Source organism: Companilactobacillus allii (genome assembly GCF_001971585.1).
In the GTDB taxonomy this organism is placed as follows: domain Bacteria; phylum Bacillota; class Bacilli; order Lactobacillales; family Lactobacillaceae; genus Companilactobacillus; species Companilactobacillus allii.
Genome location: NZ_CP019323.1, coordinates 2,258,472 through 2,272,880 on the forward strand (window position 1 = coordinate 2,258,472; position 14,409 = coordinate 2,272,880).

The window sequence follows — 14,409 nt, forward strand, 5'->3', positions numbered from 1 at the left end:
GGATTATTTCTCCGCGACCTCTTTATTTGCTTGAACTAATAATTCACTTAAATTCATGAATTTATCAAATAATAATTTATCATAATTCCCCTGTTTAACCTCTTTGGAATCTTTCAGAAGATTATACCCTATTACAAAATCACTAGATTTTATTTTTGAATACCTGTCGACAGTCGAAGAATAACTATTGGGATTATTCATTTCCGCTATTGTATGATTGTTTGATACCATCCAATTTTCATCGACTATTTTATTATTCCATGATTTAATCAATGGATAATAATTAGGTCGCTTATATGCATCTGCTAGAAGACTGAACGTTATAAAGTATCGATCCGGCCACAATCCCAACTCTAGATGTGGTGTCTTCTTATATCCTTTTTTATCCAAATTAATTGCCAACCATGTATCTGGTGGCGGATTTTTAGTTCTTCTTTGATGTTTAGCAATTTTTAAGTAAAATGTATCATTGTATTTCTTTTCAAGACTATCAAGTAATTTATTTCCAAATATTTCAAATTTAGGATCTAAATTTTCTTTAATTAGTGCTAAACGTCCAGATAAGGTATCATTATTAAATACGTCAAAATCACTCTTATCAAACATAACTGACTACCTTCCATTGCTTATTTATGAACCATGATTTCAATATCGTTTTTATTCATTAGCTGTTGTAGAATATACTTATTGTACTATATAGGAGGTAACATGCAAAAACCACTAGCATATCGTATGAGACCGACGAATATCGATCAAGTCGTCGGCCAGCAACATCTAGTGGGTCCAAATAAAATTATTCGTAGAATGGTAAACGCCAAGATGCTATCATCAATGATTCTATACGGACCACCTGGTATTGGCAAAACAAGTATCGCCAGCGCCATAGCTGGTAGTACCAAATACGCATTTCGAAAATTAAACGCTGCCACTGACAGCAAAAAAGATTTACAAATAGTTGCCGAAGAAGCAAAAATGAGTGGAACTGTCGTATTACTTCTTGATGAAATTCATCGACTAGACAAGACCAAACAAGATTTTCTACTACCTTTATTAGAACGTGGCTCGATTATTTTGATAGGTGCCACAACTGAAAACCCATATATCAATATTAGTCCTGCTATTCGTTCTAGAGTTCAAATTTTCGAATTAAAGCCCTTAGAACCTACTGACTTAAAACAAGCAGTCAAACGAGCTTTAGAGGACAAAGAAAATGGTCTCGGAAATTATAAAGTTAAATTGGATGATAATGCACTAGAATTACTGGTGAACTCAACAAACGGCGATTTAAGAAGTATTTTGAACGGGCTAGAGTTATCTGTTCTATCAACTGAGAAAAAAGACGACGTAATTCATATAGACTTACAAGCTATCGAGGAATCAGTTCAGAAAAAGGCTATTTCAGCCGACAAAAATGGTGATAGCCACTATGATGTCATTTCTGCTTTTCAAAAATCTATCCGTGGTAGCGATCCAGACGCTGCATTGTTATACTTGGCTAGACTATTAGAAGCCGGAGAGCTCACCACAGTCATCAGAAGGCTTCTAGTGTGCGCGTATGAAGATATTGGCCTAGCAAATCCTCAAGCATGTTCTCGAGCCGTACAGGCCGCACAAGTTGCTCAAATGGTTGGTCTTCCTGAAGCACGTATTCCATTAGCTGATGCTGTAATTGATCTATGTCTGTGTCCAAAATCAAATTCTGGAATGGCGGCCATTGATTCTGCACTATCTGACGTTAGAAATGGTAAAGCAACACATATCCCTGATGACTTAAAAGATGCACATTATAGTGGGGCAAAAAAGCTTGGTCATGGTGTAAATTACAAATACCCCCATAGTTATCCAAATGCATGGGTAAATCAACAATACCTTCCAGATAATTTGGTAAATACAAAATACTATACGCCAAATTCAACGGGTAAATATGAACAAGCACTGAAAATACGAATGGATCAACTTAGTGATTTAAAAATAAAGGCAAAACGGAGTGATAATAAGAATGGCAATTAAAACTTTAATGCTAATTTTCATAATTTTTTTATTAGCATTAGCATATAATTTATGGACTCATAGAAATAGAAAATTTTTGATTTATTCACCAAATGAAAATCTAAATCTGAGAAGCATCATGATAATTACAGCTGTCCTACTAGTTCTGATCTCTATCACTGGAATAATCATTATGATTGTCGGTTCTAAAGAAAGCAATTTCATTACCCTTATATTGGGAAGCGTTGTTGCCGCTGGATTTTCAATTTATTTAGCAAATATTGGCAGATGACTGTATTTATCTTCCTCAATCAACTAAAATAAGGGTGTAGATAAAGAAATAATCAACGGGGTGATAATCATGTTACAACAATATAAAAACATTCTCGTACCAATCGACGGCTCATTTGAAGCAGAACTTGCATTTAAAAAGGCAGTTGAAGTTGCCAAAAGAAACAAAGCCGCAGTTCATCTATTGCATGTAATTGATACACGTGCATTCCAAAATGTATCAAGCTTTGATTCAACTATGGTTGAGCAAATTACTGAAAAAGCTAAAGAAACAGTTAAAAGCTATGTTCAGACTGCTAAAGATGCCGGTCTTTCTGACATTGACTATAGTATTGAATATGGTGCACCCAAAGCAATTATTGCCACAGATTTTCCTAAGAAATTGAATGTGGATTTAATTATGATCGGTGCAACTGGTCTTAACGCTATGGAAAGATTACTTATCGGATCAGTTACTGAATATGTAACAAGAACTGCTGCATGTGATGTTCTTGTAGTTAGAACTGACTTGGATAACAAATCAATTCAAAAACCAAGCAAAAAACAATAATATTATTAGAAAAAAGTGAGCTGATTTTAATTAATCAGCTCACTTTTTTTATTTGAAATTAATAATTTTTAATTATTACTTATTAAAAATATTCAGATTCATTTCTTCAATTTTTGATTTTAATTTATCAAAAATATGCTTATTATCATTTATGCTGGAAAGTACATATGCTTTGATATAGTTCTCATCGGACTTTTTACCTTCACGAGTACCAGCTTCAGCCATTGAACAATACATTGAATCTAATTTAAACAATGATTGTTCCCTCTTAGCGAGAAATATTCCTTCATTAGCATAATCTATAGCCTTTTGATTATCATTCAAATCAATAGACAAACTAGACATATTAGCATAAATCAAAATACTATCGTGATAATTGTCCTCACTGATCTTTTCAGCACTAGCTTGAATCAATTCCTTGGCTTGATTGTAATACACCAAGGATTCATCAAGAGACTTCTTATCAACGTATGCTTTAGCAGTATAAACATCAATCAAAATATCATACATATCAATATTTGAAATATTAACATTCATAGCACGATTAAAATCAAAGATTGCTTTGTCAAAATTACCGTTAATTTCATATTCGACTAACCCATTGAAGAAATGAATTAACTTAATTTCCTGTTTGTTATTAACATTGATATTATTCAATTTATTCAACTTATCACTGATACCTTGATAATCATCCTGATAAAACGAATTTTTAATATCAGATATAATTGAATAGATTTGACTATCATCGTTAACAATCACAAGGTTCATTGTGATACCCAGTCTTTCACAAATGCGAACCAAGATTTCCATGCTAGGAATTTTGTCCTTCTTTTCAATCAGACTTACAGTTGCCTGCGTACATATGCCGTCGGCAAGCTCAGATTGAGAAATACCTCTGAGCTTTCTGTAATGGCGAATTTTATCACCTAAAATTTTCATTTGAATTATCCCCATTCATTTATTAATTTCAGGATAATTTAAACAGTTCTGAAAAAAAGTTGCAAGAAATAAGCAACAATAAAACAATAAGTTTTAATTATTTAATTATTTACTTCAAAAAGCCAAGCATCTTTCTCAGAACCATTTAATAATTCCGGATTATCAGTTAATTTATCATTAACCAACACTATTGTACCCGAAACCGGTGACTCAAACTCAATTACTGCCTTTTGAGCTTCAACTTCACCAGTGGAATCTCCCACCTTTATTTCACGCCCAACAACTGGTAAGTCAATGAAATTAACCTTTCCCAAAGCTTCCTGACCTGCTGATGTTAGACCTATACGTGTTGTATTGTCACCTTTTTTTACCCATAAATACTTTTCACTTGCCATCTTAATGAACTCCTATCTTTGCTTAAAAGTACCATTCTCAAACATATAACTCTTGTGATGATATCGCATGGACATAATAAGACCTATACCAATCATATTACCTAACAAGGCTGATCCACCTTGTGATATAAACGGCAAAGGAATACCAGTCAAAGGTAATAGTCCTACACTCATACCAATATTTTCAAAAACATGGAACAAAATCATCATAATTACACCTGTTGACACATATGCATAAAATTCATTTTTCGTGTCAAAAGTAACTTGAATCATTTGATAAATTAGTAGGAAGTACAAGAATATAACAACACAAGAACCGATAAATCCAAAGTTTTCACCTACAACTGAGAAAATCATATCTGATTCTCTAACCGGTACATATACATTAGATACATTGAATCCTTTACCTAATAATTGTCCTGATCCAATTGCCTTCATCGTTTGCCAAATCTGATATCCATTCTCAGAAGTATCCTGAGAAGGGTTCAACCAACTATCAATACGTGCAAATTGATATGACTTAAAACCTGCATGTGTCAGTATTTCGCGTCCCCAATCAGTGGTTGCAAATACTAATGCAGTACCACCTACTACAGCTGCCAATAAGAAGGCAGTCAAAATAATTCTCCAGTCAATTCCGGAAACAAGTACCATTCCACCAAGAATTGCCACGAAAACTAATAACGTACCAAGATCATGTTGTAATTCCAATAAAACTACTACTGGAAGTGTCCATAATATCATTTTACCTAATAGTAAAAAGTCATTCTTTAATGTATGAACTTGATACTCACTATTATGATTAGTTATAACTTTTCCCATCATCAATATAAACGCAGGTTTCATAACCTCCGATGGTTGAAAAGTGAAAGAACCTATTGCAAACCAACTCTTTGCACCTGTTTGAACCGCATATGATCTACTATAGAAGATCAACACCAGTACTAACAGTGCTAATCCACCATAGTATGCATAATTAGCTACTTGCCACAGCTGTTCAGCATCAAATTGCATTATGACTGCTACGATAATTGCTCCAAGCGTATACCAGGCCACCTGTGAAATAACATTTCGCGTAGGACTCTGGGAATCTTGGACAGTAGCAACATAAATCGACATTAGACCAATAATGGCTAACATCATTACGGAAAATATTATTCCGTAATCGATTCGTGAATCCGTATCATTTGCTTTCTTATTATTTCTAATTTGCATTTTTACACCTATTAATGATTATGTAGATTGTATTGCATAAGTAATTCATTTATAGCATCGTCTAATTTTACAGACTTGAATGGTGTATCAGAACTTTCAACAAAGGAAAGGTAACGTTCGCCTTCTTTTGTGATTGTACCAATATACTTTTTCCCATCCCAAAGTTCATATTTTTCAGGATCACTACTTATATCTTTTAGGTTAATCTCAATTGCTTTTTTCTTCTTAGACATTAAATCTTCCTATTCTTTTCCGTTGTGAAATTTCTGAGCAATAATTTCATCCTCGTAATCTTCTGGATGAGGATTCCGAAAGATGGTGAAATTATCCGGAACAGGATCAACACCACCACGAACGAAGGGATTACAACGTAATATACGTGATACTCCCATAATTGAACCCAAAATCGCACCATGTTTTTTTACTGCATCTATAAAATATGTAGAACAAGTTGGATAATACCGACAACTTGGTGGTAAAACTGGTGATATAAATTTTTGATATATATGGACTAATCCAATTATTAGTTTTTTTTATCATAGTTATCTCAAGAAATCAAACATATGCATCCAAGTTCCGGGCCAAAGTACAGCGAGTGGATTGGAACCACCTAGCGCTGAACCAATAAACATGCCTAGAACTAAGAAAATAAGCATAATTAATAAGATCCAACCAATCTTCCTGAAAATATCACGACGATATTCTTTACCAAAGTCTCGTTTCATTATTCACCTTAATATTTCTTATGTTTTTCAATATTATCTAATAAGATCCCTGTACCTAATGCAACTGAATCAAGTGGACTCTCTGTAAGTAAAACAGGAACTTGTAATTCATCTGCCAAAAGTTTGTCAAGATTCTTAAGTAATGATCCACCACCAGTTAGCATGATACCACGATCAATAATATCAGCAGATAGTTCTGGTGGAGTTTGTTCCAAAACACCCTTAGCGGCTTCGACAATTTGCGTCACGCCATCTTTAAGTGCTCCCTCAACTTCTTTTTCATTAATAGTGATTTCTTTAGGTAAGCCACTAACAATATCAATACCACTGGCTGAGAATGTGACGCTTTCATCTGCGTCCATTGCACAACCAATTTCGATCTTAATTTGTTCTGAGGTTCTCTCACCTATGATAAGTCCATGGTTTTGCTTCACAAAGGCTTGAATCGCACTTGTCATCTTATCACCAGCAAACCTTAGTGAACGACTTGTAACGACGTCTCCCATTGATAGAACGGCAATATCACTTGTACCACCACCAATATCGATAACCATATTACCTTGTGGCTTGAAAATATCAAGTCCGGCACCAACAGCGGCAACTTTTGGTTCTAATTGAAGATAAACCTTACCACCACCAGCTTGTTCAGCAGCTTCAATAATTGCCTTTTGCTCTACAGGTGTAACATTTGTAGGAGCACAGACCATAATTGTTGGTTTCGAAAAACGACCTCCAACATTAAGTTTATCGATAAAATATTGAAGCATCTTTTCAGTTATATTAAAATCAGCGATAACACCGTCTTTTAATGGACGGACTGCTTTTATGTTAGCTGGTGTTCTACCAACCATCATATAAGCATCCTTACCAACGGCAACCACATCATCGTTTTTAGTATTTATTGCTACTACAGAAGGCTCATTTAAAACGATACCTTCTCCTTTTACATCTATAAGTACATTTGCTGTACCCAAATCAATTCCTAGATATTTTGACATGCGCTATATCCTCCAAAATCTAAACACAAAAAGTATATCATAATCACGTGCATCATATTAAATTTTCAATAAAAAAAGAAAGTGGCGTACCACTTCCTTAAGATAGTTTTAAGCTAACTTTGTGACACTAGATACTGTATTAAATACTAGACTCTCTCTACCATTCTCGTCAATGGAGACGCGTCTAACATTAGCACCTAAATCTCTTAACTTCTCAGTAAAACGATAATATCCACGGTCCAAATATTGAAGGTTGGAAACTCTCGTTTCGCCCTCAGCAACTAATCCTGCCAATACTAATGCAGCAGCAGCACGCAAATCTGTAGCGGCTACCTTGGCACCAGACAATTGAGCTGGACCAAACATAATGACGGAATTACCTTCAATTTTATAATCAGCTTTCATTTTACCAAATTCAGGGAAATGCATGAAACGATTTTCAAATACAGTTTCAGTCATGACTGTTGTCCCAACACTTAAAAGTTGAGCCAAGGTCATTTGAGCCTGCATATCAGTTGGGAATCCTGGGTGTGGCAAAGTTTTAACATCAACTGGTTTAAGTTGATTAGTTCCAATAACACGGATTCCTTCGTCATTTTCCTCAACAGTAACACCCATCTCAATCAATTTTGAAATCAAGGGTTTATTATGAGCTGCCACAGCATCTTCAATAAAGATATCACCGTTCGTAACGGCGGCAGCAACCATGAATGTACCTGCTTCAATACGATCTTGCATAATTGAATGTTCACAACCATGCATAGATTCAACTCCGGTGATACGGATTGTATTAGTACCAGCACCCGTTACATCAGCACCCATTTTATTCAATACATTGGCTAAATCAACGATTTCAGGTTCTCTGGCGACGTTATCAATAACTGTTGTACCATCTGCAAGAGATGCTGCCATCATAATGTTTTGAGTTGCACCAACACTTGGAAAATCCAAGTAAATATTGGCTCCATGTAATCCATCAGTCTTAGCATCAATAAATCCACCGTTTTGACTGAATTCAGCTCCCATAGCTTCCAAACCTTTGATATGTAAATCAATAGGTCTAGATCCAATTGCACAGCCACCTGGCATTGCAACGTGAGCTTCTTTATTACGAGCTAATAGAGGTCCTAAAACAACAATAGAAGCACGCATCTTATCGACTAATTCCTCTGGTGCTGTTGTAGTAATTCCATCAGATGTATCAACTGTTAAAATTTCATCATTTTCATCAAAAGTAACATCCGCATTTAATGCTCTAAGTACTTTTGCCATCGTTGTGACATCAGAAAGTGGAGGGATATTCGTTAAAGAGGTTTTTCCTTCAGAGACCAACAATGTTGACGCTAAAATAGGTAATGCGGCATTCTTGGCACCCTCGATTCTAACTGATCCCTTTAATTGATTAGGTCCATTTACAATAATTTGTTGCACAATATTCTCCTCCGAAACGTTGGATTAATTAAAAAAGTAAGGTTAGGTTTTGTGAAACACTGATGATATTCAAGAAAAACGAACTCACCGTATAACCTAGAGCGATTGAAATAAACGCTACAAGTAATTGTAACATTCTAGGATTGGATTTGTTATAAATTTTTTGCCAATCTACAACTTGTAATATATTGAAACTTAGCCATATAAACACCACGTGACTGACCAGTGTGATTATCGCATTTATTCCTAAACTTGTCATTTTTAAAACCTCGCTTTCACAAAGAGTAACATGCGCGATATTACTTTTTTATATTTTCATTGAATTTTAAAGATTACTTTAAAAGTGTAGCAAATTATTTGACAAATTTGAAATATTTTCTTTCAACAAAAAAAGGACTGACACTTTCCAATTGGATTTGTGTTAGTCCTTGTTTAATTCATTAATTATGCAACTCACTTATGTGAGCTAACGTTAATTCTATTCACAGCCTTACGTAAAGAAACCTGAGCACGTGCTAGATCATCGACGTTATGCTTTTCTTCAGCTGTTTTAATTGTACTTTCAGCTTTTTGTTTAGCATATTCTGCACGTCTCAAATCAATATCTCTAGCTCTCTCGGCGCTATTAGCTACAATAGAAACAAGATCATTGCTGAACTCCAAGAATCCGCCATTTACAGCGATAGCATCTTCATGATGGGGATTATCAGTACGTTTAACACGTACCTCAGCAATTTTCAGTGGTGCAATAAGCGGTTCATGGCTAGCCATGATACCTACATCACCATCAATTGCACTCGCAACCAAAAGATTGGCGTGATGGTCATATACGACACCATCAGGAGTAACAATATTGACCATCACAACATGATTTTGATCAGCCATATTATTCCCTCCTTATTAGTTAGCTACTGCCTCAGCAGTATCATCTTGTTGTTCATCATCTGCAGGACTCCAGCCCATCTTCTTGGCTTTTTCGAGAACATCTTTAATTCCACCAACACCGTTGAAGGCGTCTTCTGGAACATCGTCGTATTTACCATTAAGAATGTCTTTAAAGTCCTTAACTGTTTCTTCAACAGGAACATAAGAACCTGGGATACCTGTAAATTGTTCAGCAACACTAAAGTTTTGTGACAAGAAGAATTGGATACGTCTTGCACGTGCAACAATAGTCTTTTCATCATCAGACAATTCGTCCATACCAAGAATTGAAATAATATCTTGGAGTTCACGATATCTTTGAAGTACTTGTTGAACTTGTGTAGCAACATCATAATGCTCTTGTCCAACAACTGAAGGATCAAGTGCTGAAGATGATGATGCTAGTGGATCAACAGCTGGATAGATACCTTGCTCAGTTAACTTACGTTCCAAGTTGGTTGTAGCATCCAAATGGGCGAAAGTTGTAGCTGGAGCAGGATCAGTATAATCATCAGCTGGAACATAAACGGCTTGAATTGAAGTGATTGAACCCTTCTTTGTAGAAGTGATTCTTTCTTGCAATTGACCCATTTCTGTAGCCAATGTTGGTTGATAACCAACAGCTGAAGGCATACGTCCAAGCAAGGCTGAAACTTCTGAACCTGCTTGTGTAAATCTAAAGATGTTATCGATAAACAATAGAACATCTTGTCCTTCAACATCACGGAAATACTCAGCAATTGTCAAACCAGTTAAGGCAACACGCATACGAGCACCAGGTGATTCATTCATTTGGCCATAAACCATGGCTGTCTTTTCAAGAACACCGGATTCCTTCATTTCATAATAAAGGTCATTACCTTCACGTGTTCTTTCACCAACACCAGTAAATACTGATATACCACCATGCTCTTCAGCAATATTGTGGATCAATTCCTGAATAAGAACGGTTTTACCAACACCGGCACCACCGAACAAACCAACTTTACCACCACGAACGTATGGTTCAAGAAGATCGATAACTTTAATACCTGTTTCAAGAATTTCTGTTGATGTATTTAATTCATCATAAGCAGGTGCTGAACGGTGAATACTATCTCTTCTGAAATCGGCAGGGAATTCCTTACCTCCATCAATTGTTTCACCTAAAACATTAAATACACGTCCCAATGTTTCTTTTCCGACAGGAACAGAAATTGAGCTACCTGTATTAACAGTTTCAGCACCTCTTTGAAGTCCATCAGTAGAACCCATGGAAATAGCACGTAAGGCGCCATCACCTAGTTCTAGAGCAACTTCTAGGGTAATACTTGATCCGTCATTCTTCTTAACAACTAAGGCGTCATTAAGTTCTGGAAGATCTCCATCTAAAGGAAATTCAACGTCAACAACTGGACCAATTACCTGAATAACTTTACCTTTGCTACTCATTTATTTGGCTCCTTTCTAAACTATTCTTGTGCAGCGACACCGCCGACAATCTCAGTGATTTCTGTAGTAATTTGAGCTTGACGAGCACGATTATAATGTAGTGACAAATCTGATATCAAATCGTCAGCATTATCAGTAGCACTCTTCATAGCTGTTACAGATGCAGCGTGTTCCGCCGTCTTCGCATCCATCATTGCTCCGAAAATTAAGGACTCAATATATTGAGGTATAATCGCAGACAAGACCGCTTCAGGACTTGGTTCTGTGATATATTCACTTGCAATATGTTCTTCTTCTTGGGTTGTATCTTTAGCTTCTTCAAGTGGAAGTAATTTATCATTAGTAAATTTAGATACCAAAGAATTTACGTGATGATTGTGACAAATATAAATTTCATCAAATGTTCCAGCTTGATATAACTGTAAAATTGTTTTAACAATTGGAGTTACATCTTTAACTGTTGGAATATCAGGTAGACCACGATACTCATAAGAAATATCGATTCCACGTGATTTGAAGAATTCAGATCCTGTGGTTCCTAATGAAATAACAGTAAATTTACTTAAATCATTATGATATTTTTTATCAAAAATATCCATCATAGCTTTTAAAATATTACTATTATATCCACCAACTAAGCCACGGTCACTTGTAATAACAACATATGCAGTCTTTTTTACCTCACGTACTTGTAAAAGATTATTCAAACTCCATGGATCTGAAGAAGTTTCAGTTACTGAAATTTCTTTGAATAGATTTCCCATTGTCAAATGTCTGACAATATCTTCAACTTTTTTTGCGTACAATTGATAAGCAATAGATTTCTTTTCAATACGAGAGAGTTTAGCACCAGAAACCATTTGCATGGCTCTTGTTATTTGACCGGTTTTCTTAGTAGAAGAAATTCTTCTTTTAATATCCATAAGTGACTCAGCCATAATTTAAACCTCCTGTATTATTTATCTTGCTTTCCTGATTTAGAAGCCAAGAAGTTTTCGGTGAATTCTTTTACACCGGCACTCATCTTGTCTTCGTCAGGTAGTGTACCTTTTTCCTTAATTTCTGTTAAGAGATCCGAATGATTTGCATCGAAGAATTCAGAAAGTGATGATTCATATTCTTTAATATCTTCAACCTCAACCTTATCCAAAAAGCCTCTTGTCAAAGCGAATAAGATCAATACTTGTTTTTCAACAGAAATTGGTGAATGTACTGGTTGTTTTAGAACTTCAACTGTACGACTACCACGGTCTAATTTTGCCTTAGTGGCTTCATCAAGATCTGAGCCAAATTGAGCAAATGATTCCAATTCACGGTATGATGAAAGATCTAGACGTAATGTACCAGCGACTTTCTTCATAGCCTTGATTTGTGCATCACCACCAACACGAGAAACAGATGCACCAGCATCTATAGCTGGACGTGTACCTGAATAGAACAAATCACTACTCAAGAATATCTGTCCATCAGTGATGGAAATAACGTTTGTTGGAATATATGCTGAAATATCACCGGCTTGTGTTTCAACGATTGGCAAAGCAGTCATTGATCCACCACCAAGTGCATCACTCAACTTAGCAGCACGTTCTAGTAAACGTGAATGCAAGTAGAAAACATCACCAGGATATGCTTCACGCCCAGGCGGTCTACGAAGCAATAGTGACACTTCACGATAGGCATTAGCCTGTTTGCTTAAATCATCATATACAATAAGAACATGTTTACCGTTATACATGAAGTATTCACCCATAGCTGCTCCAGCATATGGTGCAAAATACAACATAGGAGCTGGTTGACTAGGTCCGGCTTCAACAACGATTGTATAATCCATTGCTCCATTCTTTCTTAAGGTCTCAACTTGACTTCTAATAGTTGATTCCTTTTGACCAATAGCAACGTATACACAGATCATGTCTTGATCTTTTTGATTAATGATTGTATCAATAGCAATTGATGTTTTACCAGTCTTACGGTCACCAATGATCAACTCACGTTGGCCACGGCCGATAGGTACAAGCGCATCAACTGATTTCAAACCAGTTTGTAATGGTTCGAAAACAGATTTACGTTGCATAACACCAGGTGCAGGAGATTCGATAGGTCTAGTCTTGTCAGTTTTAATCTCACCAAGACCATCAACAGGTTGACCCAATGTATTAACGACACGTCCAATAAGTGAATCACCTACTGGAACTTCCATGATACGACCAGTTCTTTTAACTGTATCGCCTTCACGAATTTGATCGTAATTTCCTAAAATGATAATACCAACATCATCACTTTCAAGGTTTTGAGCCACACCATATGTACCATCTTGGAATTCAAGTAACTCACTTGCCATAGCATTTTCAAGGCCATTAGCACGAGCAATACCATCACCAACATATGTAACTGTACCTATTTCATCAACTGAGAGTTCATTTTTATAGTTCTTCAACTGTTCTTTAATCAGTGAACTAATCTCTTCAGTTTTGATGCTCATTCATTTTCACCTCTACTTAATTGTTAACCAATAGCAATTTTTTAACATCGTTAAATCTCTTAACGACGCTTCCATCAATAACTTGATCACCAACACGGACAACAATCCCACCGATGATGGATGGATCTACTATTTTCGTTAAATTTACTTGATTTACTGAAAATCGTTGTTTGACTACAGATTTCAACTTATCTTCTTGTTCGGAAGTTAAATCAATCACTGAAGTTACTGTGACTTCAACAATACCATGCTCAGTATCATATCTCTCAACATAAGCATCAGTAATTTCTTCTAAGCAATTCAATCTGTCTCGGTCAAAAAGCATACCTACAAAGTCCTGCATTAATTCACTTGCACCAGTCTTTAAAGTATTAACGATTTTTAACTTTTCAGTGCGGGAAATTGCACGTCCTGAAAAAGCAATATTTAGACCAGGATTTTCTGAAAACACTTCGCTTAATTTCTTCAATTCTTGCAAAGTATTATCAACTGAATCTTGTTCCACTGCTACTTCATAAAGTGCTCTACTATAACGTTTTCCCACTTGGAATTTACTTAGTTTCATTGTTTACGGTCAACTCCTTAATATAAGAGTCGATCAATGACTTTTGATCATTTGCATTAAGCTCTTTGGAAATAACTTTTGAAGCAACTTCCATAGATAGGGTAGCGATGTCGTTTTGTGCATCGTTCATAGCTTCTTCTTTAGCTCGTAATGCATCAGATTTAGCCTTTTGTCTTACTGATTCGGCTTCACTATGAGCATCGGCCATAATGGATTTCTTTTGATCTTCCCCATTATCTTTAGCCTTATTAACAATCTCAATAGCTTCAGCACGTGAATTCTTAAGTGCCTCTTCACGTTCCTTTGCAAGCTTGTCAGCACGTGCACGTTCTTGATCAGCATAATCCAAATCACCGGATATTTTATCTGATCTGGCGTCCATCATTTTTGTGACGGGACCCCATGCAAACTTCTTAACAGCTGCAGTTAAAAGGACGAATGAAATAAGAATAAAAAGCATATCACCTAAAGCTA

General features: G+C 35.8%; 19 protein-coding genes. 3 read left to right on the forward strand and 16 right to left on the reverse strand.

The genetic code is table 11. From position 1 onward, the window contains the following. Nucleotides 1–3: 3 nt before the first annotated feature. Entirely contained in the window at nt 4–606 is a 603-nt protein-coding gene (locus tag BTM29_RS11145) for a DUF1054 family protein (RefSeq protein WP_076617720.1), read from the reverse strand. A 102-nt stretch (nt 607–708) separates the two neighbouring features. On the opposite strand from BTM29_RS11145, the gene BTM29_RS11150 reads away from it, so the two are divergent. The 3 genes from BTM29_RS11150 (at nt 709) to BTM29_RS11160 (ending at nt 2,830) form a co-directional block, all read left to right on the forward strand. Then, nucleotides 709–2,010, forward strand: a complete 1,302-nt coding sequence (locus BTM29_RS11150; protein ID WP_076617724.1) for a replication-associated recombination protein A — start codon at nt 709–711, stop codon at nt 2,008–2,010. A gap of 118 nt (nt 2,011–2,128) precedes the next feature. Further along, nucleotides 2,129–2,281 carry a hypothetical protein gene (locus tag BTM29_RS12970; RefSeq protein WP_225972204.1) on the forward strand — a complete coding sequence of 51 codons (153 nt, stop codon included), beginning with the start codon at nt 2,129–2,131 and terminating at the stop codon, nt 2,279–2,281. A gap of 69 nt (nt 2,282–2,350) precedes the next feature. Further along, entirely contained in the window at nt 2,351–2,830 is a 480-nt protein-coding gene (locus tag BTM29_RS11160; protein WP_076617732.1) for a universal stress protein, read from the forward strand. Between the two features lie 75 nt (nt 2,831–2,905). Here BTM29_RS11160 and BTM29_RS11165 read toward each other — a convergent pair whose 3' ends face one another. The 15 genes from BTM29_RS11165 to atpF form a co-directional block, all read right to left on the reverse strand. Continuing rightward, complete coding sequence (locus tag BTM29_RS11165; RefSeq protein ID WP_076617736.1) at nt 2,906–3,769, reverse strand: helix-turn-helix domain-containing protein; 864 nt, start codon at nt 3,767–3,769, stop codon at nt 2,906–2,908. A gap of 101 nt (nt 3,770–3,870) precedes the next feature. Then, nucleotides 3,871–4,164 (reverse strand): glycine cleavage system H family protein, encoded by a 294-nt coding sequence (locus BTM29_RS11170; protein WP_076617741.1) that lies wholly within the window; start codon nt 4,162–4,164, stop codon nt 3,871–3,873. Nucleotides 4,165–4,176: 12 nt separating this feature from the next. Next, a complete protein-coding gene (locus BTM29_RS11175) occupies nt 4,177–5,379 on the reverse strand; it encodes an FtsW/RodA/SpoVE family cell cycle protein (RefSeq protein ID WP_076617744.1) in 1,203 nt (400 codons plus the stop codon). Nucleotides 5,380–5,390: 11 nt separating this feature from the next. After that, nucleotides 5,391–5,612: a DUF2969 family protein gene (locus BTM29_RS11180; RefSeq protein ID WP_076617748.1), complete on the reverse strand. Its 222-nt coding sequence runs from the start codon at nt 5,610–5,612 to the stop codon at nt 5,391–5,393. 9 nt (nt 5,613–5,621) lie between these two features. Beyond that, a complete protein-coding gene (gene yidD / locus BTM29_RS12735; protein ID WP_120270411.1) occupies nt 5,622–5,903 on the reverse strand; it encodes a membrane protein insertion efficiency factor YidD in 282 nt (93 codons plus the stop codon). Nucleotides 5,904–5,921: 18 nt separating this feature from the next. After that, nucleotides 5,922–6,104, reverse strand: a complete 183-nt coding sequence (locus tag BTM29_RS12740; RefSeq protein WP_120270413.1) for a DNA-directed RNA polymerase subunit beta — start codon at nt 6,102–6,104, stop codon at nt 5,922–5,924. Between the two features lie 8 nt (nt 6,105–6,112). Continuing rightward, nucleotides 6,113–7,102, reverse strand: a complete 990-nt coding sequence (gene mreB / locus BTM29_RS11190) for a rod shape-determining protein (protein WP_076617752.1) — start codon at nt 7,100–7,102, stop codon at nt 6,113–6,115. A gap of 108 nt (nt 7,103–7,210) precedes the next feature. After that, a complete protein-coding gene (murA, locus tag BTM29_RS11195; protein ID WP_076617756.1) occupies nt 7,211–8,533 on the reverse strand; it encodes a UDP-N-acetylglucosamine 1-carboxyvinyltransferase in 1,323 nt (440 codons plus the stop codon). A gap of 28 nt (nt 8,534–8,561) precedes the next feature. Then, a complete protein-coding gene (locus BTM29_RS11200) occupies nt 8,562–8,792 on the reverse strand; it encodes a DUF1146 family protein (RefSeq protein ID WP_076617760.1) in 231 nt (76 codons plus the stop codon). 194 nt (nt 8,793–8,986) lie between these two features. Further along, nucleotides 8,987–9,418 (reverse strand): F0F1 ATP synthase subunit epsilon, encoded by a 432-nt coding sequence (locus BTM29_RS11205; protein ID WP_076617765.1) that lies wholly within the window; start codon nt 9,416–9,418, stop codon nt 8,987–8,989. Nucleotides 9,419–9,433: 15 nt separating this feature from the next. Further along, nucleotides 9,434–10,888, reverse strand: coding sequence for a F0F1 ATP synthase subunit beta (atpD, locus tag BTM29_RS11210; protein WP_076617768.1), 1,455 nt, complete (start codon nt 10,886–10,888; stop codon nt 9,434–9,436). A 20-nt stretch (nt 10,889–10,908) separates the two neighbouring features. Beyond that, entirely contained in the window at nt 10,909–11,826 is a 918-nt protein-coding gene (locus tag BTM29_RS11215) for a F0F1 ATP synthase subunit gamma (protein WP_076617772.1), read from the reverse strand. Between the two features lie 17 nt (nt 11,827–11,843). Then, the gene (gene atpA / locus BTM29_RS11220; protein ID WP_076617775.1) at nt 11,844–13,370 is read right to left on the reverse strand and encodes a F0F1 ATP synthase subunit alpha; all 1,527 of its coding nucleotides are present in this window, start codon (nt 13,368–13,370) and stop codon (nt 11,844–11,846) included. A 16-nt stretch (nt 13,371–13,386) separates the two neighbouring features. Then, a complete protein-coding gene (locus tag BTM29_RS11225; protein WP_076617779.1) occupies nt 13,387–13,935 on the reverse strand; it encodes a F0F1 ATP synthase subunit delta in 549 nt (182 codons plus the stop codon). Further along, nucleotides 13,922–14,395 (reverse strand): F0F1 ATP synthase subunit B, encoded by a 474-nt coding sequence (gene atpF / locus BTM29_RS11230; RefSeq protein ID WP_120270469.1) that lies wholly within the window; start codon nt 14,393–14,395, stop codon nt 13,922–13,924. Before atpF ends, BTM29_RS11225 begins: the two co-directional genes overlap by 14 nt. Nucleotides 14,396–14,409: the final 14 nt, after the last annotated feature.